Source organism: Lagierella massiliensis, assembly GCF_001407835.1.
In the GTDB taxonomy this organism is placed as follows: domain Bacteria; phylum Bacillota; class Clostridia; order Tissierellales; family Peptoniphilaceae; genus Mediannikoviicoccus; species Mediannikoviicoccus massiliensis.
This window is the reverse complement of sequence record NZ_CYUO01000004.1, coordinates 528,489-551,525: the sequence shown is the minus strand read 5'-3', so window position 1 is coordinate 551,525 and position 23,037 is coordinate 528,489. Positions and strand designations below refer to the sequence as shown.

Below are 23,037 nucleotides of genomic sequence, written 5' to 3'. Positions count from 1 at the left end.
AGTTAGATATTTGAGTGACGAGTAAAATACGAGATCTCCTTCTGACACTTTTTTTCGGAAAGTGAAACGAGATCGACATTTGACCTACAACGAAGACTTCGTCTTCTGTTAGGTCAAGAATTCTTCGACTACAATTTTTTTGTTCCAAAAAAATTTCCGCTCAGAATGACAATACTGGGAAATAAAAACTTCGTAAGACAAAAACCCCCAAAACACAACTATAAAAACAAGTAGAAAATCCAACAAGATTTTCTTCCTCTTTCCCAAAGGGTCTCGGGGTTTCCCCGAGTCGTTTGGAGGTAAAGGGGGTTCAAGGGGGATAGGAACCGATAGAAAGCAGTTCATTTTCCCCCTTGAGAACAATTAAACAAAAAGAACTCAGGATTTCTCCCAAGTTCTTTTTCTTTTTTCTATTTGCTTAGTTCGCTTAGAACTCTGTCACTTACCATACTTCTACCGCCTATTGCTGTTATCTTTTCGATGTTTGCTTTTGCGATATAGTCTCTTAGTGATTTTGGTGCACTGTTTGCTTCTGTTAATAGGATTGGCATGTCTAAGATTCCGCCTACTGGTCCTATTACAAGTGCGTCCATCCACTCTTCTCCGTTTGCAAGGAATATTTCTTTTGCTGAACTAAACTTCTTGTTTGCTATATCAATTGCTGTTTCGTATCTTGATTTTCCTCTTAGTCTTTCTACTACTGTTGGTAGTGAAGTTTCTAAGGATTTTTCTACTGTTGTGTATCCGCCTGCTATTGTTACTTTGTTTATAGCTAATTCTGTCATAACATCTTTTACTGTTTTTGGTAAGTTATTTGCTTTTACTAATAGTATTGGGTAACCTTCTCTTGATGCGTATGGTGCTACTGTTAATGCGTCTGCAAATACTTCTCCTGATGCTACTACTGCGTGTCCAAGTTTTCCTGTTATTCCTACTACTCTTCTTGCTACTTGGGCTGATGTTTCGTATCTGTCTTTTCCGTAGATTCTTTCTACTGTGTCTTTATCAAATTTAGCTAATTCTTTTTTAACTGCTTCTGATACTGATGAGTTTCCTCCTACGATTATTACGTCTCTTGCTCCAAGTCTTTCGATTTCTGCAGCTACTCTTGGGTCAAGCTTGTTTGTTTCTGTTAGTAGTATTGGTGCCTTCAATAGCTTTGATAGCACTGATGCTGTCATAGCGTCTGGGAAGTCTTTTCTATCTACTACTATTACTGTGCTTGATTGTCCAAAGTACTTCTTGGATATTTCGATAGCTGTTTCTATTCTATCTTTTCCATTAATTCTATCGCCTTCTGGTTTAGTTGGTTCTGAAGGTGTAGATGGTTCTGTTGGTGTAGTTGGATCAGTTGGATTAGGTTTTTGAATCTTTTCAAATACTGCTATATAAGTTGCAGATTCTCTCTTTGATGGTACAAATTTCTTATCAGTAGATACTTCATTTCCGTCTGTATCAATCCACTTAACAAACTTATATCCAGATTTTGCTGTTGCAGTTGATCCTTCTATTACTCCACCATCAATTGCTACTGTTTCTGATTCTTTAGAAACTGTTCCCATGTTCTTATCAACAGATCTATATTTGATAGTAAATTCTGTTGGCTCTGGTGTCACTGTTTCTTCTTTTTCAAATACTGCTATATATTTTGCAGATTCTCTCTTTGTTGGTACAAATTTTTCATCTTTTGATACTTCGTTTCCTTCTGCATCAATCCACTTAACAAATTTGTATCCTTCATTTGCTGTTGCAGTTGAGCCTTTTATTTCTCCACCGTCAATTACTACTGTTTCAGATGCTGGTGTTACACTACCTCCTTCTGGGTTTCCTGAAATATAACTAATTTCAAATTCAGTTGGAACTGGATGATCACAGTCAAAGTTTGCAACATAGTATCTATCTGCAGTTATTGGTGTTTCATCATTCGCTAAATCAGGTTCCCACATTGGGTCACCAACGTTATAGCCTTTTGCAACATATTCTTCTTTAACTTTTATTGTTGGAGGAGTAATCTCCATTATAGTCTTCTTAGCTTCTGGATTTACATAGTAAAGTGTTTCCCCATCTAATGTTCCATTTTTATCTACTAAGAATCTTACAGTTACATATCCTTCAGGTTTTTCAACTTCATCGCCATTATCATCATGACCATTAATAATGTCATCTAACTTAGTATACTTAGCAGTATAAGTTGCATCTGCTTTTATTTCTTCATCTGTTACAAATTCTGGATCCCATTTTGGATCTGCTACTTTATATCCAACATTAGGTTTAATAGTAGGTTCTGTTAAATCAGAATTCTTCTTTCCAGCATTTGGATTTACATAGAACTTAGTAGCTCCTTCTAAACTTCCATTATCTCCAGGTAAGAACTTAACAGTTACATATCCTTCTGGTTTATCATCATCTGTGTCTGGTGTGTCATCAACGATGATGTCTCCAGTTTTTTCTGCATTTGCAGTAAATACATTATTTGTTTTAGAAACTACAAATCCTTCATTAGTTCCATTTCCAGTCCATTTAGCTGGCTTAGTATATCCAGTTTCTAATTCAACTGCTGGGAAGTCTTTAGCTTCTAATACTGTTCCTACCTTCATTAATACAGTCTTTATTAAGTCTGTTCCTTCAGCTTCTTTCTTTACGCCTTCTCCTGCTTTAAATTGAACTTCAAGTCCATCCTTTGGAATAGGCCAATCTTTATTATTATCTGTAATTTCTTCTTTTTCTTCTCTTACATATAGATTTTGATTTTCTACAGTAAGTTCAGATCCGTCTTCAAATACTACTTTTAATGTTCCTGGATATTTTCCGACTGTATCAGAATTTCTACCTGATTCATCTGTTACTGTAGCTTTATCAAGTAAGCCTTGTAACATGCCATCAGCATCTTCTGTACCTTCTTTTAACTTAACTCCGTCTTTCCAGTTAATTTTATCTTTTAACCATACTGAAATATCTTGTGGGTCAAGCTTGTCTTTTAATAGAGATGCTGCAGCTTCTTTGCCATTTACTGTATATTCAACTGTAACTGGTTTATTACATCCAGGTTGTTCAATAGTAAGTTTTAATACTACAGTCTTATCAATAAAGTCTTCTAAAGTGCCTGTTTTATTTCCTTCAGATTGAACTGCGTTAAGAATATCTGTGCCTATAAAAGTCTTAAATATTTGCTCAACAGTCATACCTGCATCTGGTGCAGCTTTTGCTAAAGCTTTAAGGTCTCTTTCTTCTTCATTTCCAACTTGAATCTTTGTTAGATAATTGTTCTTATAAAGGTCAGTAAGGCCAGAAATAAGTCCTGTGCCAGAAATTTCTTTAGCACCTTGGGTCTTATCGATAATATAAACGGTTACTTCTTTCTTTGCTTCATCAAAGTGACCTATATATACGCCTTCTTTTGAACCTACTTTGTCAAACTTTGGATTTGCCGCTTTTTCAAATTGTTCTTTAAGGCCGTCTTCTGTTAAACATTGTAAAGCATTTGCTCTTGCTTCGAAAATTTTATCTTCTGTTACAGTAACTTCACCAAGATTTTCAACTTTAGTTTGATCATCATACCATGCCGGATTATTAAATCCTTGTTGCGCAACTGGATCAAATACTATTCCCGCTTCTTCAAGTGTCTTGCCATCAAATACTGCATATATTGCATATTTTTCGTTATCTTCAACACCCATTCCTTGTTTTAGAGTTACTTTGTGAACTCCTTGTGGAACATTGTCATTAGGGTCAATTTTGTCGCCGTTTTTAATAAACTTAGCTACTGCAACATCGCCATCGGCAACAACTGTATTAGTTGGCATTTCCCACTTCAAGAATTTATAAGTGTCTGTATCGTTAGTAGTTGGCATTGTAAAGTCTGCCCACTTCTTTTGTGGTTTTGTGATTCTTACAAGTGCTGATATTACAGATTTTTCTACAACATCATCGAATGTAAGTGTTCCTGATGGGTTTGGATCTACTTTAAATGCTACTCTAACAAAATCACTTGGTACAATATCTTTTCCATCTTTATCTTTTTTAGGAATATTTGGATCATTTTCATCAGTTGGATTTTGAGGATCAGCTGGTTCGTAAGGAATTATATCCTTGTCTGAGTCATTTAGTTGTCCAGTTATATAATAAATTACGGATACTTCGTTATCACATCCAGCTTCTTTTACATATAACTTAACAGCTACTGTCTTTCCTGCAAAATCTTCAAGTGTTTGTATGTTTGGAACACCTTGAGCGTTAAGCTCATTTCCAATTCCAAAAGATATAAGTTGAGCTAATTCACCCATAGTAAGGTCATCTCGAAGATTAATTCTATCTTGTGCACCTATTTGAATTGCTACAACATGGTTCTTTTCTTTTAGTTCAAATAGTCCTGCTACAAGACCAGTTCCTCTTAGTTCTTTAAACTTTTGAGTTTTATCAAGGATTGTTACAGTTACCTTGTGCTTGTCAGCATCATAAACCGCAGAGTAAACTCCATCTTTTGATTTTATTTCATTAAACTTTTCATTTGCAGCTTTTTCAAATTCTTCTTTTAAAACGTTAATAGGTTTACATACTGCAGGTGTTTTTTTAGCACTTGCTGTAAATTCATTATTATCTTTACTTACAACATAGTTATCAGGGTTACTTGTTATATTTCCCTTCCAAGTAACTGGTTCTTTATATCCATCAGTTACTTCAGCATTTATTAATTCAAATATTGTTTCATTTAGTTGTGAGTGTTTATAACTACCTAAGTCTGTTCCTGGTTTTATTTTGTAAGTTCTATAAAGTACAGGATTATCCTTATTACCTTCTGTAGTAACACCTTCTTTAACAACTTTTACACCTTCGCCTAAATAGAATTTAACTTCTATTGCATCTTTTGGTGCTTCTTCTTCGTTAGAAAGGATGTTTTCTTTAACAATTAGATTTTGTTTATCAACAATTAAACTTGAACCATCACTGAAAGTAACTTTTACTTTACCAGGAATATTTCCGACTGTATCGGTCTTTCTTGCTGGTTCTGATGCTTCTTCGACTATGGCATCATTAAGATAAGTTTTGTATTCTTCATTATCTTTATTTGCATCATTAAGTTTTACTCCATCTTTCCAGTTAATTTCATCTGCTGGAGTATCTTTCCATACAATTATATCCTTTGGATCAAGCTTATCTTTTAGTATAGATGATATAGCTTCTTTACCTTTAATTGTATAGTCAATAGTTACAGCATTTTCACATCCAGGTTGTTTAACCTTAACTTGTAGAGTAATACTTTCACCTATAAAATCTTCTAAGCCTTTTAGACTTTGCTTGTTTAGAGCATTGGCCATATCAAAAAGAACGAGTTGTTTAACATCATTCATAGTCATAGTTGGTGTAATAACTTTTTCAACTTGATTACCAATTTTAAATGAATATAGATAGTTATTATCTTTTAAATCCCATAGATTAGAAATTAAGCCAGTTCCTGAAATTTCACCTATGCCCTTAGTCTTATCTATTATTGCAACTTCAACTGTTTTTGTTGCCTTATCATAAGAGCCAATATAAACTCCCTCTTTACTGTTTATCTTTGAGAATAAACCGTCAGCGGCATTTACAAATTGATTCTTAAGAGCATCTTCTGATAAACACTGAAATTCTACTTTTTTAGTATATTCTGCTGTAATTTCAGTATCAGTAGTGAATTTTTGAGTTAAATCATTATCCCAACCAGTAAATGTAAATCCTTCTGCTGGGTTTACTGTTGGAGCTGTTACTGTTACTTCTTTTTCTGGATTTACCCAATATTTTGTTGTTCCTTCTAATGTTCCATGTTCACCTTGTTTAAATTCTACTAATACAAAGTTTTTTGGAACATCTGGTTTGTCTTCGCCTGGTTTTTGTGGAACTACGTCGTCTCCAGTGTAGTTATATTGAGCAACATGTTCTGTAGCTTTATCATATTTTGTTGCTAAATCTGGATTCCAACCACTATGTGTCCAACCATTATTTGGTGTTACTGCTGGTGGAGTTAATGCAGATTCCATTTCTACGCCTTTGAAAACATAATAGGTTTTGTTTCCTGCTATTGTTCCATGGTCACCTTTTGCGAATGTTACTGCTACATAGTCAGGGTCTGTGATTTCTGTTCCAGGATTCTCTGGATCGTCAATCTTTGGTTCTGTTTCTGTTACGATTGGCTTTTCTGTAAGAGTAACTTCTGCAGGTTTAATTCCCTCATCATCAAGAACAAATTCTCCTGGTTTGTAAACTTTGTTATTAGCTTTGTCTACTAATAGGCCATCTTTCAATCCTTCAATGGAATAGTTTTGAATGGCGGCATTTAGCTTATCCACATCCCTTACTCTTATAGAACCTTCAACAAAGACACCTTTTACATCTTTTTTCGGAATATCAATCTCTTTATTTAAACTTTCAAGTTTAATTTTTCCATTTGTTCCTTCTGTAGTAGGATTTTCTACAACAGTTCCATTACTATTAACTGTTTTAACAATAACATCTAAATTTCTCACTTGGTAAAGGTCCAATGTAAATTTTGTTATATTAGAACCTCCACCGTAGTCGGGATCAGATTCTTCCCAAGTGAGTTTTCCTGCCACATTTTTTCCTTCAAATTCAATCCAAACTTCTTCATTTACGACGTCATCCATAGGCACAGGAGTGTCAAATGTAATTGACGCATCGTCCTTAGTGAAAGTTTTATCTTGAGAAGAATTATCCGCGTCGTTGTATAAAGTTATCTTTTTTTCTGCTCCTACTCCAAAAACTGTATCGAATGCAAACTCTTTGCTTCCAATACCATGCTTTGCAATATTGACTGTGACTTTTGTTTCACCAAATTGTGGTTCTGCTCCAGCCTTTGCTCTTGCAATAGATCTCGTTTTTCTTTTTTCTGTCTTTGGAAGGCTAAGTTTTGCCTTAAGCTTTCCATTTTCTTCAATTAATTCGCTTTCAGAGGCTTTTTCTGGATTGTTCAGAGGAGTAAATCCAGCTGCAAAAGCTGGACTTACCGCTCCAAGAACCATCACTATTGCCAAGAAAAGCGACAATATTTTTTTGTTCATAGTTCCTCCTTGAATTTCAAGAACTTATCGTACTCTAATTGTTAAGGTATTGTCTTCTTTTCCGTCTATACTTGCTTTTACCTTTACTTTTTGTCCCTTACTTAATTTAAATGGAGTACCGTCAGCATTAACAAGTTTAATTTCTTCAGATTCTGCTGTTTGTTCGTAAGTCATAGTAAAGGCTTCTGTTTTATCTCTATTAATAACTGTAATTACAAGACTTGCTCCTACATCTGTTGTAACATAGATAAAGTCGTCCCCATCAAGAGGTCTTTCTGCTTTTACCATAATTGGAGTTCCTGTAGCTTCAGCAGTCTTTGTTACTTCAGTCTTATTACCAAATTTATCCACTGCTGTTACTTTAAATACTTTTTCTACTCCAAGTTGATTTTGAATAGACTCAGCTAAATTAGCTTCAATGTTTTCTGCGTTTTTATCATAATATCCATTTTCTTTGTCTTCTTCAGCATAGACTCTTAAAATACCAGCGTCATCATTTGCTTTTGCAGAAACTTTAACTTGGTAACCATAAGCGTCTTGAACTAAAGTAATTTCTTCGCCAGCTTTTCCCATATTAGGACCTTGCTTATCAATAGTAACTGGTGTATCAGAGTAAGAAGTTACCTTACCTTCTTCTGTAATAGCAAAGTAATATGTTTCACCATGTTTGATGTTATCGTTCTTAACATCAACTTTGATTACTCCACCATCAGTTGTTACAGGAACATCTACCTTTTCATAATTGTCCCCATTCTTTACAACAAGTTCTACTGTTGCATCCTTTGGAAGAGTTTTTCCTTCTGGTAAAACACCTTCAATATATTGATCGTCTGTAGGTTCATCATATTTTTGAACTGGATTAGCTATAATAGATGAATTTTGACTATATTGTGCTGTTATTTCCATTTCAGCTTTGATTTCTTCTGCATCTGCTTTATCCCAGCCTGTGTGTTCCCAATTATTTTCTGCTACTACTGCTGGTTTTGTAACGTCTGCAACTGTCTTTCCTGCAGTTGGGTTTACCCAGTATTTTGTTGTTTCTGTTTCTGCTATTGTTCCATGTTCACCTTGTTTGAATTCTACTAATACGAAGTTATCTGGTACTTCTGGTTTGTCTTCGCCTGGTTTTTGTGGAACAATGTCGTCTCCTGCGTAGTTAAATGTTGCATTGTGTGTTGTGTCTTCTGTATAAGTTGTTTTAACTGCTGGATCCCATGCTTTGAATGTGTAGTCTGTAATTGTTCCCATATTAACTGTTGGAGCTGTTAGTTCTACTTCTTCATTCTTTAGTACCCAGTATTCTGAAGTTCCGTCAAGTGTTCCCTTGCCTGTTGCAAAGTCTACTTTTACGTAGTCTTCGTCTTTTGGATCTTCTGTTACAACTTTCTTCTTGTATTGTGCAGTTACTTCTAATGCTTCTGTAATTGCTGTGTCATCTGTTTTATCCCAGCCTGTGTGTTTGTATCCTTCTTCTGGTGTTACTGCTGGTTTTGTAACGTCTGCAACTGTCTTTCCTGCAGTTGGGTTTACCCAATATTTTGTTGTTTCTGTTTCTTCTAATGTTCCATGTTCACCTTGTTTAAATTCTACTAATACAAAGTTTTTTGGAACATCTGGTTTGTCTTCGCCTGGTTTTTGTGGAACTACGTCGTCTCCAGTGTAGTTATATTGAGCAACATGTTCTGTAGCTTTATCATATTTTGNGTGTTACTCTGGTTTTGTAACGTCTGCAACTGTCTTTCCTGCAGTTGGGTTTACCCAATATTTTGTTGTTTCTGTTTCTGCTATTGTTCCATGTTCACCTTGTTTGAATTCTACTAATACGAAGTTATCTGGTACGTTTGGTTTGTCTTCGCCTGGTTTTTGTGGAACAATGTCATTTATTCCCTTTGCAGTAAATGTTCTATCCTTAGTTATTGTTTCATTAGCTGGATCATTTACTACTATATCTTTTCCTTCTACTGATTCATGCCAAAATGCATTTTGACCGTCTTTAATTGCTTCTGGAGTAGGAGGAATTACGCCTGCATCTGTTAAGCTTGAGTCTTTAAAGATGGCATATGTTCTGCCATATAAGGACTTACCGTCTGTTCCAATTACATCTTTTACAGTTTCAGCATCTCTATTTAATGTGACTTTAAACGCTTCATCTTTTGGTAAATCTGGATCTGCATCTGTAATTTCTTGTCCATTTTTAACAAGATGTGCTGTGTAATATTGATTGTTTACCAATGCGGCATTATCTTGTACTGCGACATTTTTATTCTTGGTTTCGTCCCAATACCAGAATTTATATTCTTGATTTTTTACAGTTACAGTTGGTTTGATTGCGCCAAATGTTGGTTTGTCTGGATTAGAATCTTTCATAAGATCATTAGCAATCCAAACTGAAATTTGTGTAGTATCAGCAGTGCTATTTTTATACTTTTCGGTTTTATACTGTTCGAGATTTTGCGCTGGATCTAATTTTGCGTTCTTTATGTTATTTGTTTCTACTGTAAATTTTATTCTTGCATAATCATTATTTAGATTTACTTCATAACCATCGCTATCAGTAGTTGGTATACCTTTAGGTGAATTTGAATTAGAAACAATATAACCATTTGCTTTGAACTTTGACACAAAAGTATAATTTCCTAAATCAGCAAATGTTTTAGTCGCTTCTTGCTCATCAAAAAAGTTATTGTCAAATGGATTAACTATGTCTGTATAAAGTTTCCAGCCTATGAATGGGTGGTCTGTACTATCAGTGCCATTATCTGCTTTGACTTCTACAAATACTTTTTGTCCATTGTCTTCAAAATCTCTTACATCTTTCCAAGTTGCTGTCTTTAATACCCAATATCTTAGAGAATTATTTTCGACATTTGGTGTCACTTCTGTTCCGTCTGTTGTTTTAATTGTTCCGTATTGTTGTGCACCGTTTACTTTTTTTGTTTCTGGAATAAAGGTAATTGTAGCGTACTTATCTGAATCATCTGCTGATGGTTCTGTTGTAGTTACTGTTGGAAGTCCTTTCTTATATTGAGCAACATGTTCTGTAGCTGAATCATATTTAGTTGCTAAAGCTGGATCCCAACCAGTAAATTCATAGTTTTTATTTGCTGTAACATCAGGTGCAGTTAAAACAGAATTCATTTCTACGCCTTTGAAAACATAATATGTTTTGTTTTCTGCAATTGTTCCGTTTTCGCCTGCTGAAAATGTTACTTTTACATAGTCAGGGTCTGTGATTTCTGTTCCAGGATTTTCTGGATCGTCAATCTTTGGTTCTGTTTCTGTTACGATTGGTTTTTCTGTGAATTTTATTTCTGTTGGGTCGATTCCATTTGAATCAACTTTAATTTCTGGTTTATAAACTTTGTTATTAGCTTTGTCTACTAATACGCCATTTTCTAATCCTTCAATTGTAAAGTTTAAACCATTGTTGATATCATCTTTGTTTCCTGTATTAATTCTTGTTACGGTTTCAGTGGCGTCATTTCCTGTAGGAATGTCTATAGTTTCAGTTACTGCTCCTGCAGTTAATGTAATCTTACCATTTGTTGTTATAGTGGTTGGATTTGCTACTACTGTTCCGTCTGCAGTTTTTGTTATAACAACTACATCTGTGTTTCTGACTTGGTAAAGGTCAAGGGTAAAGGTAGTTATATTGGATCCCCCACTATAGTCTGGAGAAGATTCGTCAAAAGTAATCTTTCCAGCTACATTAGTTCCTTCAAATTCAATACCATAAACATCATTGGTCATGTCTTTCATTAAAACAGGATTGTCAAAAGTAACACTTTGCGTATCTTTATTAAAAGTAGCTTCTTGTGTTTCATCTGTATCCCAATTTACAAGAGTGACTTTTGTATCTGGAGTGTTTCCAAACACAGCATCGAAATCAAATTCATTTGTTCCAATTCCGTGCTTTACAATGTTTACTTTTACAGTTGTTTCGTCAAACTTTGCTGGTGCTTTTGCTGGCGCTCTAAATAAGCCAGCAATGCTTCTTTTAACTTGTGCTTCTTTTGGAGCTACAAGTCTTCCTTGGAGTTTACCATTTTTTGAAACCAATTCACTTTCATATTTTTGGTTTGATTCAGGTAAACCTCTAAATCCAGCTGCAAATGCTGGACTTATGGTTCCTAATATCATTACTAAAGCAAGCAGTAATGACGTTAACCTGTTTTTCCTTGTCTTTTTCAACTTTTTCCTCCTTAATAAAATAATTTTTTAATCACTATCTTACTCTAATCGTTAGATTAGTTGACATACCATCTTTAGTTGCATTTATTTTAACCTTTTGTCCTTTTTTCAAAGTAAATGCTGAACCGTCTGAGTTAACAAGGTCGATTTTATCTGTTGCACTTTTTTGAGTGTGATTCATAGATAATGCTTCACTTTTATCTCTATTAATAACTTTTATTTTAAGATTTACGTCTTTATCTGCTTTTACATAAATGAAATCATCACCACTAAGTGGTCTTTCTGCTTTGATTACAAGAGGTTTAGCCTTTGGGCTAACTTCCTTTGTAGCTTCGGTCTTATTACCGAACTTATCTACTGCAGTTACTTTAAATTTCTTTTGAGTTCCACCTTGTTTTTGAATAGATTCATTTAAGTTAGCATTAATTTCATTTGCTTCTTTGTCATAGTAACCATTATCTTTGTCTTCTTCTGCGTAAACTCTTAAAATACCAGAGTCATCCTTTGCATTTGCAGAAATTTTTACTTGGTAACCAAAAGCGTCTTGAACTAAAGTGATTTCATTTCCAGGAGTTCCCAATGTTGGACCTTGTTTATCAACTTTAACTGCTGTGTCGGAATATGATGTTCCCTTTCCTGGTTCAGTTACAGCGATATAATATTCTCCATCGTGAACAATATTCTTATTCTTTACGTCGAATGTAATCTTATCGCCATCTTTTGTAACAGGTACATCAATTTCCTTATAAGTTCCATCAGAATTCTTTTGAACCAATTTATATTCAGTGTTAGGATCTGTTGGAGCAGTTTCACCAGGTTTTAGAATTGCTTCGATATATTGTTTATCCTTAGCTTCATCATATTTTTGTTCTGGGTTGTAGATTGCTGAAATACCTTCTCCATAAACCGCATATAGCACTTGATGTGAATCGAATGGAGAATCTTCTGTTACTTTATAACCTGTTGTGGAAGCTGTTGCCCACTCTTTAACATCTGTTAAAGTGTCAAGGTCAGCGAATTCTTCTGCTGTTACTTGTTTTGTTGCCCAGCCTAAGAATTCTTTTGTTTCTCCGGCAACTGTTATAGCCTCTGGTTTTTCAGGCCATTTTCTTAGTTCAAGTTCTTCTCCTGCTAATTCTTTTCCGTAGTCATCTTTAAGAACTGCTCCTGATTTTTCACTAAATCCATTTGCTTTGTAATCTTTATCTTGTATATATTTTTCGTTATCTGGAACGATTTTTACAATATGATCTGCGTTAGGAGTTACATTTCCATCTTTGTCCTTAGGGGCAGCTTCTACTTTAAAGTTTTGATCTGTGTTTTTATCGAACAACACTCTTGCTCTAACTCTTTCTTCTTTCCACTTTGAATATAGGGAAGATTCTTCTGAGTTTGTTAAGAACACTTGCATATCTTTCTTTAAAGTTACACCAGTAGGTGTATCTAAGGCGTACATGAAGGCTTCGTATTCATGTTCTGCGCCATTTTTGTCTTTAGCTTTTACTTTTGAAGACATGTCAATTTCAATTTCACCTAAATGGTCTTTGTCTCCCTTTTCTTTTAGTTTATGGTCTAAAGCCAAGTCGCTTACTTGTTTTCCATCTTGTGATGGTTTTGGATTTGCTTCATTTACAACATCTTGTGGGAATAGTGCATTTACAACTGTACCACCATTGTAACGGCTGTAGCCTCTTAGTTGTTTTGCATTTGTCATAAACTTATCCAAATTTTCTGTTAGTGGATTAAACTTTTCAAGTTCTTCTTTTAATTTTTTATATTTTTCATATTCAAATGTCGATTCAACTGATCCTGAATCGTCTTCTTCTTTTCCTGTACCAGCTTTTTCTATTAGTCCAGAAGTATTTGTCTTCATGTCTATACCTGTGTAGTCGTTGGTAAAGATTTCTTGTTTTGGAAGATAGTGTGCCTTTCTAAGGGACATCATACTTAGAATATTAGATGAATTTACATAGAATGGTCTGTAATCTTTTCCATGGTCTTTAAAGACAGTTCCTGTTGTTCCTATTTCAGCTTCTTTAATTGTTCCATTATTTAATTCTGTCTTTAATACAGCCTTGGTTCCTGGTTTTACCTTTCTCATGTCTATAGTAAATTTAGATCCACCTAATGCAATATTGTCATTTCTAAATTTAAATACACTAAGATCACTTGATTTGAATTTACCTTCTTTTGTGATGTTAACCACTTTAGTTTGTGGATTATTTTCATCAGCTGGTTTTGTTTCATCATATTCTGCTGGAGTATAGGTGAAAGTTGCTGTTTTTACTTGTTGTGGTGACCAAGAGGCTGCAGCATTTGCTAATTGACCATCTACGTTATAGTCGTTTTGTATTGCCAAATCATATCCACCGTCGCCATCTGCTTGTCCAACTGTATTCCAGTTGATACCAGTAATAAATAGAGGAATACCAGTATATCCTGGGTTTTGTACCAGTACTCTTAGGATGTCACCTTTTTTAATTTGACGTCCACCAAGGAAGTTCAATTGTTGGATTTCACCATTATCTTTAGGATCAGACATGGCTTCGTGACCACTCTTTGTTTTTCCACCTGCAGCTCCCCATGTATACCAAGATACATCATGACGGTAACCAATCCTATCCATCATAATCGTCTTAGTATTAATATCTGGTTTTTCTATTGTTGCGTGAACAGTGTGTAATTTTCCTGGAACTTCTTTTGACATTAGGAATTGGAAGTTTCCTCCATCTGGAATTGTAAGATCTTCTGTAAATTCATAGGAATATTCATTCCAGCCTTCAGCGTTAGGTACTACTAAACCTGAAGAAATTACATAGTTTTCAAAGTTTGTAATGTCCATTGGGTTTTCATCTTCTCCAACAACATCACTTGCCTTTTTGTTGTCAACATATAAATCAAAGGTAGCAAAGTCCATAGCTACGTTTGCATAAATCGTATTTTTAAGACTTGAAACAACTATAGGATTAGCTTTTATAAAACCAGCTTCACTTGGGTTTTCTGTTGGACTATCAATATTTGCAATGTTATATGTTTGATAGCTTGAATGTTTATCATTTACTACCATGATGTATGCAACATTGCCCTTAACAAAGATATTTTCTCTTTTGATTGCCAAAGTAGTTCCCTTTGGTCTCTTATTACTATCCTTTGCTTGCGTTCTTCCAACTATAGTTTGGGAAGGATTGTCTTTATCTTTAGGTAATAAATCTGCTATACGCTTATCAAAACTTATAACAAAGGCATATGGTCTTTTTCCCCTGCTGTCAGTTTGCATTTCTGTATACAATAGTGAATGTCTAAAAAGATATTGAAGACTAAGTTTTCCTCTATTGTTCTTAACATCAAAAGATGGGTCATATTCTGCAGTAAAAGATCTACCTCTTACTTGAGAACGAACATATTCGTCGTCGTTTAAACCACCAGGTAGGAATAAATTAAAATCTCTATTTCCAACTACAACTGGTGTTGTAAATGTATAGGTTGTATAGTCTGCACTTGAACCCTTTGGCGCATAAGCATAGACAAATCTATCATTTTCAGATATCAATCTTGATTGTACGAAATAGGTGTTTTTACCAAGAGATTCAATATTAATACCATCTTTTAATACTAACTCTACTGGCAAATAATTGGATCTTGACGCATAGGTATCGTTTATTATTCCATTAGCACCCTCTGGGTTTAAGACCTTCTTCTCATAATCTCTATTTGTATCGGAAAACGGTAAAATTTCATCACCAGTTGATTTTTTTACACCTGATTTATTCCAATCTATTTTGTTATATAGATTCTTGTCAAATCTAAAGTGAGTAGTTCTCCACACCCCTGATGCAGCTGCTGCATAGAAGTTATAGACAAGTCTTAGTACTGTTCTACCTTCTGCATTGATGTAGTAACCATTAAAATCTAAACTTGAGATATTTACCGGGTCAGTATAAGTTACTCTCCTCAATGTTTGACCTGTATCTAATGGCCAGTAAAAATCTTGGTTACTGATTTGGTCTTCCCAATTTAGCTCTTTACTTGTATCTTTGTACTCGAAAAAAGCTTTATCTGCCACAGATTGTACACTTGTCATGCCCATCTTTGGCTCTTCTTCTGCCAAAACTATTTGCGAAAAACACGATGCTATCATAATCATTGCCATTAATAGCGAAGTTGTTCTTCGCAGATAATTTCTTTTTGATTTTTGCATAATTTTCTCCTTTCTCAATTGGATTTTAAAATTTAATTTTCAAAATTCATCTTTACATCATTTGACTATAAGATTTATTTTGATTTGAGTAGACTTTTCTTTGTTTATCGTTTTATTATAAGAGTAAAATTTCGCAAATAATAAAACTACTTCCTTATCCCTCCCTCTTTATTTTAGATAGTTTTCCGACATACAAAAAAATTTAAATTCATCAACTTTTTTAGATTTGAATTTTAAAAAAATTAACCTTATAAGTCTATGTTTTTAAATTTGAAAAAAATTTATTAATTCGCCGAATACTGCTATCTTTTTAATTATTATAGCATATTATTTAGTATATTTGTTTATTCTTTGTTGGAAAATGCTGATAGAAGATTTTTTAAATGAATAAAAATGTTTGTAAAATCGTTTTTTATTCATGTTTTTATAATTTTATACAACTGTTGTAGTTTAAAATTCCTATACCCGGCTGTAAATATTAATTTTTAGCCATTTGTTATTTTGATAAGTTTGTATATTTGCAACTGTTACAAATAGTTAATAAACTTTATTTTTTAAGACTATAGTTAATTGTAGCTATATTTTTTTATATTGAAAACATAGTAAGGTCAATCTAAAATGTTAGAAAGGAGGTCGCCTTCTGACACTTTTCTACGAAAAGTGAAACGAGATCGACATTTGACCTACAACGAAGACTTCGTCTTCTGTTAGGTCAAGAATTCTTCGACTTCAATTTCTGCTTCGCAAAAATTTCCGTTCAGAATGACATGGCGAAGAAAAAACTTACCATGCTGTCATGTTGAGCGAGCAAAGCGAGTCGAAACATCTCACTTCATCCCCCTGTCATCCTGAGGGAGCGTGAGCGACTCGAAGGATCTCAAAAGAACGTAAGGAAAAAACGAGATTCTTCGACTCCAAAATTCCTTCGGAATTTTTTCGCTCAGAATGACATGTCGAAGGAGAAACGCACTACAACACTATAAAAAAGTAGAAAATCCGAAAGATTTTCTACCTTACTACTAAAAAGGTCTTGGGGTTTACCCCGAGTCGTTGGGAGGTAAAGGGGGTCTCAAGGGGGATAGGAACCGTACGAAAAGGTTCCTTTTCCCCCTTGATAATAATTAGAAAAAACCAGGTAGTAGGGTTACACCCTACAAAATAAACTATAAAATTTTAGTGTGAACTTTTATACAAAAAGTACACCAATTTGATTCATGACGAAGGAAAAAACGAGATCCTTCGACTACAATTTTGCTTTGCAAAATTTCCGCTCAGGATGACATTATTGGGTTATTTACATTTCTAAGTGAGATAAGTACGAGATTCTTCGACTCCAAAATTCCTTCGGAATTTTTCCGCTCAGAATGACACGGCGAAGGAGAAACTTACCATGCTATCATGTCGAGGAATAGAAAAAATTTTTTTAAATCTCTACTACTGTTGTGTAAATCTCTTTCTGTCTTCGATTAAAATTCCACAGAGTATTCCGTTATTTATCTTTCTTCTGATAAGGGTTTTGCTATCTAAAACTTTTATTTCTGCTCCGTTTTTTAAGTACAAAATTCCATTATTGTATTCTTTAATTTCATTTAGGTTTATAAAAGCGAGTGTTGCATCATTTTTGCAAATCGGTTTTCTTGTCTTTATTCCAATGTAAATGTAATTTTTGTTAAAGACGAATGGAATTGATTTTCTAATTGAAAGATATTTTTTTATAAGCTGATGTACTTGTGTCATATCTACTAATTCTCTTTTCGCCATTTCTTTAAGTATGGTGTTTATCTTTCTTTTGTCTACTTTAGTCTCTCCATTTTTAAGGTATATTTTTGTGGCATCTCCAAAACCTTTTACATATATTGGTTCGACTGCTACGATATTTTCTTTATAAAGCATCTTTAACCTCCTTAGGGAAAGTATATCAGAACATATGTTCGTAGTCAATGTTCCTTTTATTTTTACTCAATTCCATTTTTTGTTAAATGTCTAAGTAATTTTATTATCTAAGTACCCGGGAATTTAATGCAGCTGCAAGAAAGGTTCTATTTTGAAAACTGATAAATTGCAGATTGAAAATATTGTTGAAAGTAAGGACATGGCAAATGTTCATTTAATTGTTGAAAAGTATCATCCTCTTATAGTTTCTTCCATAAACAGATACTATAACAAGCCTCATGAGTTTGAGGAGCTTTATGATGAAGGTGTGCTTGAAGTTTGTGAAGCTCTAATGGATTATGATTTTAATAAAAATGATTCTTTTGGAGGCTATTTGAAGTCAAGACTTTACTTCTTTTATATAAGTAAGAATAAATTTAAGGAGGATTTGTCTCTTGACGCTCCTATTGGTGAGGAAGATTTAACTTTGATGGATATGTTAATGGATCCTATGAATATAGAAAAAGAGTATGAGATAAATGAAGAATATAAAATTTTATATAAAGCTATTGGTGAGTTGACTGAAAGGCAAAGAAGGGTACTTTTGGACTTCTATATAGGTAAATTTTCCATTTCTGAAATTGCAAATAAATATGATATTAAGTATAGAACTGTGGTTAATACAAAGACTATGGCTTTAAAAAAACTAAAAAAATATTTATTGAGTAGTAAAATTTCTAAAATTTAGAATATACAATTGGGAGGTGAAAAGGATGATAAAGAGCATTAAGATGAAGCTTGGTTTTGAGATTGATAACGGTGGAAAAACTCAAATGAAATCAAAGACAATCTCAAATATTTCCCAAGAGGCAACTGATGAAAACCTAAAAAAAGTTGCTAACATTCTATATCAATTAGTAGACGGCAACAGCATTGAAACTACAAAGGTTGTAGAATCAACAATTGAGTAGTAGGAGATTGAAGTAAATAAAGGAGGTGAAATAGATGGCAAAGTATCTTTCAATGAAGTTTAAAAATGCCAATAACGACAAAGGCAGTGTAAGACTTGACTTTATAAGAGACGATTTAACTGATGAATTGGTTAAAAACGCTGTTACAGCTATTGTAGAAAACAAAGTGTTAATGGGAAAGAAGGGAATTCTTGACCAAGCTGTGGAAGCAAAGGTAGTTGAAACAACTTACCGAGAATTTAATATATTTTAGTTATAGTCCGGCATAGTTGCCGGATTTTAACTATAGAAAGGAGCTACGATGACAGATTTATTAGAATATGTATCTAACATAGGCTTTCCAATAGTTCTTTCCTGGTTTTTAATCACCAGGATTGAGTCTAAGTTGGAAGTTCTATCGGAGAGCATAAAAGAACTTGCTGTTGTAATTCAAGGCTTGAAGTAAAAGTCCCGGGAAACCGGGATTTTTTATTTTGTAAATTTAAGACAAAATAAATTTTATTAGTAATGACACCTATTGAAAAAAAATTTCTTGAAATAGAAAACCCTCTTACAGGTAGTAGTAAAAGGGTTTTTGTATTTTATAGATTGTCTTCAACTAATGCTGTTGCTTCAATTTCTATTACTGCATCCTTTGGTAATTTAGCAACCTCTACACAAGCTCTTGCCGGTTTGTGATCTTTAAAGAAATCTGCATATACCTTGTTCACTTCGCCAAAGTCGTCCATATCTTTAACAAATACTCCAACTCTTGCAATGTCTTCTAATTTTCCGCCACCTGCAACAACTATTTCAAGTACGTTTTCAAGGCTTGCAAGTGTTGCTTCTTTAATATCTGTCTTTAATTCTCCATCTTTAATTGGAAGTTGTCCTGATACTAATAATACTCTTGAATTTTTTTCTCCAACTGTTCCTTGTGAATAAGGTCCGATTGCTTCTGGTGCCTTATGAGTTTTTATAAATTCTAATCCCATGGTACATCTCCTTTATATTTATTTCCACAATCTTTCAAGATTGTAGTACTCTCTTGCTTCTGGTGTAAAAACATGTACAATTATATCTCCCAGGTCTACAAGTATCCAGCTACCTTCCCTGTAGCCTTCGACTCCTACGATATTAATACCATTTTCTTCTGCCACTTTTTCAACTTCATCTGCAATTGCCTGAGTCTGACTGGATGTATTACCTGTAGCGATTACAAAATAATCTGCTATTGCCATTCCCTCTTGTAATTTTATTGATACCACATCTTTTGCAATCTTGTCTTCACATGCCTTTACTATTAAATCAATTTCTTTCACCAATACCTCCTAATAAAAAATTTCTAAGTTCTATACTCTCTGGTGCGATGGTTCGATTTTTTTCAATTAAGTATTTTATCGTGTTATTTAGACTTAGCACAATTGCCTTGTCCATATCGGTTATAGAAACTTTTCTAATCGCTTCTACACCGTCATAATCTCTGTTATCTTCAGTCTTGTCTGCCAAGTAGAGAACCTTCGCAAGTTCTGTCATATTTAAACTTCCCGTTGTATGTTCTTTTATAGCATTAAGTATTTCTTTGTCACTAACTTTATATTTTTCCTTCGCTACTATCATACCCAATAAGCAGTGTTTTAAATATGGATTTTCATACTGTCTATTTTCACTTTGACTTAAAAGTTCGTTAAATTCTTTTTTGTATTTCTCTTCGTAAAATTTTTCATTTCCCTTTGCACAGTCATGAAGAAGACCTGCAAGTTCACAGGTCTCTTCCTTTAGACCAAAATGCTTTCCAATTTCAACAGCTTTTTTTGCTACGGAAAGGGTGTGTTCATAACGACTTTTTGAAAGCATAACCTTTAAGTCTTCAATTATTTCATCTTTATTAATCATATAGACCTCTTTGTCTTATATATTCATAGGAAGCCTTTGGTATATAATATTTTGGATCTCTTTTTTCTTTAAATTCTTCTCTTATATATGAAGAAGATATTTCAAGATTTGGTATCTTTACAAATTTCACTTCTATGCCCTTTTTAGCATATCTTTTAATCTTCTCTTCAATGGTATCTTTGTACTCGGTCTTTCTATTTACCACAATGAGCTTAACCTTTGAAATAAGTTCTTCATATCTATACCACTCTTCGATTTCCATAAAGGAGTCCTCACCAATAATAAAGTACATATCTTTACAATTATATTTTTCTTCTAAGTACTCAACGGTCTCAAGGGAATAGGATTTTGATGTCTTTTTGATTTCATAATCCTCAATTAAAAAATCACTGTTATCTTCAACTGCAAGTCTTAACATTTTGAGCCTATCTTCTTTATCCACTTCTGCAGTCTTGTGGGGAGGGTTTCCAGAAGGGACAAAGATAATTTTTCCCAAATTCATCTTCTCCTTTACTTCCTGGGCAAGGATTAGATGTCCTATATGCACAGGGTTAAATGTCCCTCCAAAAATTCCAAAGTTATGGCAACTCAATTTTCTTTTCCTCTGATTGTCTATAAATTGTTAGCTTTGAGCCGATAAATTGAACAAATTCGCATTGTAATTCTTCTGTTATCTCTTCAATCATCTCTTGTCTATTGTCCAAGTTGTTGTCCAAAATTTTTATTTTAACCAGTTCTCTGCTGTTTAAAAGATCGTCTAATTCTGTGATGGTGTTTTTTGTTACACCGTCTTTACCTATTCTTAAAAGTGGCTCCATGTTGTGAGCAAGTCCTTTAAGGTAGGATCTCTGTTTAGGATTTATCATATTACCTCCTATCCCAAATAGTCAAATTCCATTTCGCCTACGATTACTGTATCATTTTCTTCGATTCCTTTTTCCTTTAGCTCTTCAAAGACTCCCTTGTCTGTTAAAACCTTTTGGAAATGGCGTAGTGCTTCATGGTCTTCAAAATTCGTTCTATATACTAAGTTGTCTATTAGTGGTCCAGTGACGATGTATGCACCATCTTCCTTTGTAATTGTGTAGTCCGGTTCCGCTTCTTCTTCCACTGGAATATAAATTTCATCAAATGTCTGTGGATTTGTATTTGCTTCTTGTACAGCTTCATAAATTTTATATTTTAATCCATCAATATTGTCTGTTGTGGCAGCAGAAATTGCAATTATATCTTCGAGTCTATCTGAAAATACTTTTTTTAATTTCTCTAAGCCATCTTCTGCCCCAGGAATATCCATTTTATTTGCAACAATTATCTCTCTCTTGTCGCCGATTTTTAGATTATAAGAAAGCATTTCCTTTCTTATAATATTATAGTCCTCGATTGGATCTCTTCCTTCTGAACCAGACACATCAAGTACATGAACTAAGACTTTTGTTCTTTCAATGTGCTTTAAAAAGTCAAAACCAAGTCCCACACCTTCGCTGGCACCTTCTATAAGTCCAGGTATATCCGCTATTACAAATGAATTATGGTTTCCCACATCCACAACCCCAAGATTTGGTTCAAGTGTTGTGAAGTGATAGTTTGCAATCTTCGGTCTTGCCTTTGACATGATTGATAGTAGTGAAGACTTTCCAACATTTGGCATTCCCACCAGACCAACATCTGCAATTAGTTTCATCTCAAGTTTTATGGTCTTTTCTTCACCTTTTGTCCCAGGTTCTGCAAACCTTGGTGCCTGTCTTTTGGATGTGGCAAATCTTGCATTACCTCTTCCACCTCTACCACCTTTACACACAAGGGCCTCTTGACCATTTTCTCTTAGGTCAAACATAACTGTGTCGGTGTCAAAGTCTTTGATAAGGGTTCCTACTGGAACTTTAAGATATAAATCTTCTCCAGCCTTTCCAAACATCTTCTTCGTTCTACCATTTTGACCATTCTCTGCCTTGTAGTGTTTTTTATATCTAAAATCTAATAGGGTTGTTACAGAATCATCTGCAACAAAGAATATACTTCCTCCGTTTCCACCGTCGCCACCAAAGGGCCCACCTGATGGTTCAAATTTCTCTCGTCTAAAGGCAACAGCTCCATCGCCGCCCTTTCCTGCTTTTAATTCTATCTTTGCTATATCTATAAACATATTATTTTCCTTTCAATCTCTTCTTTCTGTTCTTATAATATCATACATTTACAGAAAATAACCAGAAAATAAAAATCACCGATAAACGGTGATTAATTAAGCTAAATTTTCTTTAGGATAAACAGAAACTTTTTTCTTTGTCTTTCCTAATCTTTCAAATTTTACAACTCCGTCAACTTTTGCAAATAAAGTGTCGTCACTTCCCTTACCTACGTTAGTTCCTGGATGAATTTTTGTTCCTCTTTGTCTAACAAGAATATTTCCCGCTAAAACGAATTGTCCATCTGCTCTCTTTGTACCAAGCATCTTAGCGTTACTGTCACGACCGTTCTTAGATGAACTTACTCCCTTTTTACTGGAGAATAATTGCAAATTAAGCTTTAACATTATTGCACCTCCTCAGTTACAATTTTAATGTATTTCCCGTATGAATCCTCAACTGAAGTCAAGGCTAATTTTAAACTCTCTAATATTAAAGCAGTTTCCTTTTTCTTTTCTAAACAAAGATTGTCATAGTATACATTTAATAAAAAATGTCCCTCACCAATCTCATATTCTATAAAGTCTTCTACTTTAACTATGTCAGTTAATGTGCTTATTGTGTTGGTAAGATATATAGAAACAGCAGCACAGATAATATCTTCGCCATATTCACTTGAGTCCGCATGACCCATTACTGAAACGCTTGTAATATCTTTAGCTTTGTTTATAATAATCTTAGCCTTAATCATA

Annotated in this window: 17 protein-coding genes; 4 read left to right on the top strand and 13 right to left on the bottom strand. The window is 34.1% G+C overall.

The genetic code is table 11. The annotated features are described in order from the left end of the window. Positions 1 to 410: 410 nt before the first annotated feature. The 5 genes from BN2746_RS09085 to BN2746_RS02595 form a co-directional block, all read right to left on the bottom strand. On the bottom strand, positions 411 to 7,052 hold the full coding sequence (locus tag BN2746_RS09085) for a cell wall-binding repeat-containing protein (RefSeq protein ID WP_055078292.1): 6,642 nt from the start codon (positions 7,050 to 7,052) through the stop codon (positions 411 to 413). A 24-nt stretch (positions 7,053 to 7,076) separates the two neighbouring features. Further along, a complete protein-coding gene (locus BN2746_RS02610) occupies positions 7,077 to 8,300 on the bottom strand; it encodes a hypothetical protein (protein ID WP_055078291.1) in 1,224 nt (407 codons plus the stop codon). Positions 8,301 to 8,759: 459 nt separating this feature from the next. After that, a complete protein-coding gene (locus BN2746_RS02605; RefSeq protein ID WP_055078290.1) occupies positions 8,760 to 11,243 on the bottom strand; it encodes a hypothetical protein in 2,484 nt (827 codons plus the stop codon). A 34-nt stretch (positions 11,244 to 11,277) separates the two neighbouring features. Next, positions 11,278 to 15,441 (bottom strand): hypothetical protein, encoded by a 4,164-nt coding sequence (locus BN2746_RS02600; RefSeq protein WP_055078289.1) that lies wholly within the window; start codon positions 15,439 to 15,441, stop codon positions 11,278 to 11,280. Between the two features lie 1,434 nt (positions 15,442 to 16,875). Continuing rightward, positions 16,876 to 17,334 (bottom strand): hypothetical protein, encoded by a 459-nt coding sequence (locus tag BN2746_RS02595; protein ID WP_055078288.1) that lies wholly within the window; start codon positions 17,332 to 17,334, stop codon positions 16,876 to 16,878. A 151-nt stretch (positions 17,335 to 17,485) separates the two neighbouring features. Between BN2746_RS02595 and BN2746_RS02590 the strand changes: the two genes are divergently transcribed. The 4 genes from BN2746_RS02590 to BN2746_RS08780 are packed head-to-tail and all read left to right on the top strand — an operon-like array spanning position 17,486 to position 18,729. Further along, the gene (locus BN2746_RS02590; protein ID WP_055078287.1) at positions 17,486 to 18,061 is read left to right on the top strand and encodes a sigma-70 family RNA polymerase sigma factor; all 576 of its coding nucleotides are present in this window, start codon (positions 17,486 to 17,488) and stop codon (positions 18,059 to 18,061) included. 25 nt (positions 18,062 to 18,086) lie between these two features. Next, positions 18,087 to 18,284 carry a DUF1659 domain-containing protein gene (locus BN2746_RS02585; RefSeq protein WP_055078286.1) on the top strand — a complete coding sequence of 66 codons (198 nt, stop codon included), beginning with the start codon at positions 18,087 to 18,089 and terminating at the stop codon, positions 18,282 to 18,284. Between the two features lie 34 nt (positions 18,285 to 18,318). After that, the gene (locus BN2746_RS02580; RefSeq protein WP_055078285.1) at positions 18,319 to 18,537 is read left to right on the top strand and encodes a DUF2922 domain-containing protein; all 219 of its coding nucleotides are present in this window, start codon (positions 18,319 to 18,321) and stop codon (positions 18,535 to 18,537) included. Positions 18,538 to 18,585: 48 nt separating this feature from the next. Beyond that, on the top strand, positions 18,586 to 18,729 hold the full coding sequence (locus BN2746_RS08780) for a YvrJ family protein (protein ID WP_077064905.1): 144 nt from the start codon (positions 18,586 to 18,588) through the stop codon (positions 18,727 to 18,729). Positions 18,730 to 18,865: 136 nt separating this feature from the next. On the opposite strand, the gene BN2746_RS02575 is transcribed toward BN2746_RS08780, so the two are convergent. The 8 genes from BN2746_RS02575 to BN2746_RS02540 all read right to left on the bottom strand — a co-directional run bounded on the left by BN2746_RS02575 (position 18,866) and on the right by BN2746_RS02540 (position 23,036). Beyond that, complete coding sequence (locus tag BN2746_RS02575) at positions 18,866 to 19,258, bottom strand: Rid family detoxifying hydrolase (RefSeq protein WP_055078284.1); 393 nt, start codon at positions 19,256 to 19,258, stop codon at positions 18,866 to 18,868. An 18-nt stretch (positions 19,259 to 19,276) separates the two neighbouring features. After that, complete coding sequence (rsfS, locus tag BN2746_RS02570; RefSeq protein WP_055078283.1) at positions 19,277 to 19,585, bottom strand: ribosome silencing factor; 309 nt, start codon at positions 19,583 to 19,585, stop codon at positions 19,277 to 19,279. Next, on the bottom strand, positions 19,572 to 20,159 hold the full coding sequence (gene yqeK / locus BN2746_RS02565; protein WP_055078282.1) for a bis(5'-nucleosyl)-tetraphosphatase (symmetrical) YqeK: 588 nt from the start codon (positions 20,157 to 20,159) through the stop codon (positions 19,572 to 19,574). The genes rsfS and yqeK overlap by 14 nt, the downstream gene beginning before the upstream one ends. Next, positions 20,152 to 20,751, bottom strand: a complete 600-nt coding sequence (gene nadD, locus BN2746_RS02560) for a nicotinate (nicotinamide) nucleotide adenylyltransferase (protein ID WP_055078281.1) — start codon at positions 20,749 to 20,751, stop codon at positions 20,152 to 20,154. Before nadD ends, yqeK begins: the two co-directional genes overlap by 8 nt. Next, complete coding sequence (gene yhbY, locus BN2746_RS02555) at positions 20,738 to 21,025, bottom strand: ribosome assembly RNA-binding protein YhbY (RefSeq protein WP_055078280.1); 288 nt, start codon at positions 21,023 to 21,025, stop codon at positions 20,738 to 20,740. The genes nadD and yhbY overlap by 14 nt, the downstream gene beginning before the upstream one ends. Positions 21,026 to 21,033: 8 nt before the next feature. Further along, positions 21,034 to 22,305 (bottom strand): GTPase ObgE, encoded by a 1,272-nt coding sequence (gene obgE / locus BN2746_RS02550; protein ID WP_055078279.1) that lies wholly within the window; start codon positions 22,303 to 22,305, stop codon positions 21,034 to 21,036. 96 nt (positions 22,306 to 22,401) lie between these two features. Further along, positions 22,402 to 22,692, bottom strand: coding sequence for a 50S ribosomal protein L27 (rpmA, locus tag BN2746_RS02545; protein ID WP_055078278.1), 291 nt, complete (start codon positions 22,690 to 22,692; stop codon positions 22,402 to 22,404). Next, entirely contained in the window at positions 22,692 to 23,036 is a 345-nt protein-coding gene (locus tag BN2746_RS02540; RefSeq protein ID WP_055078277.1) for a ribosomal-processing cysteine protease Prp, read from the bottom strand. Before BN2746_RS02540 ends, rpmA begins: the two co-directional genes overlap by 1 nt. Position 23,037: the final 1 nt, after the last annotated feature.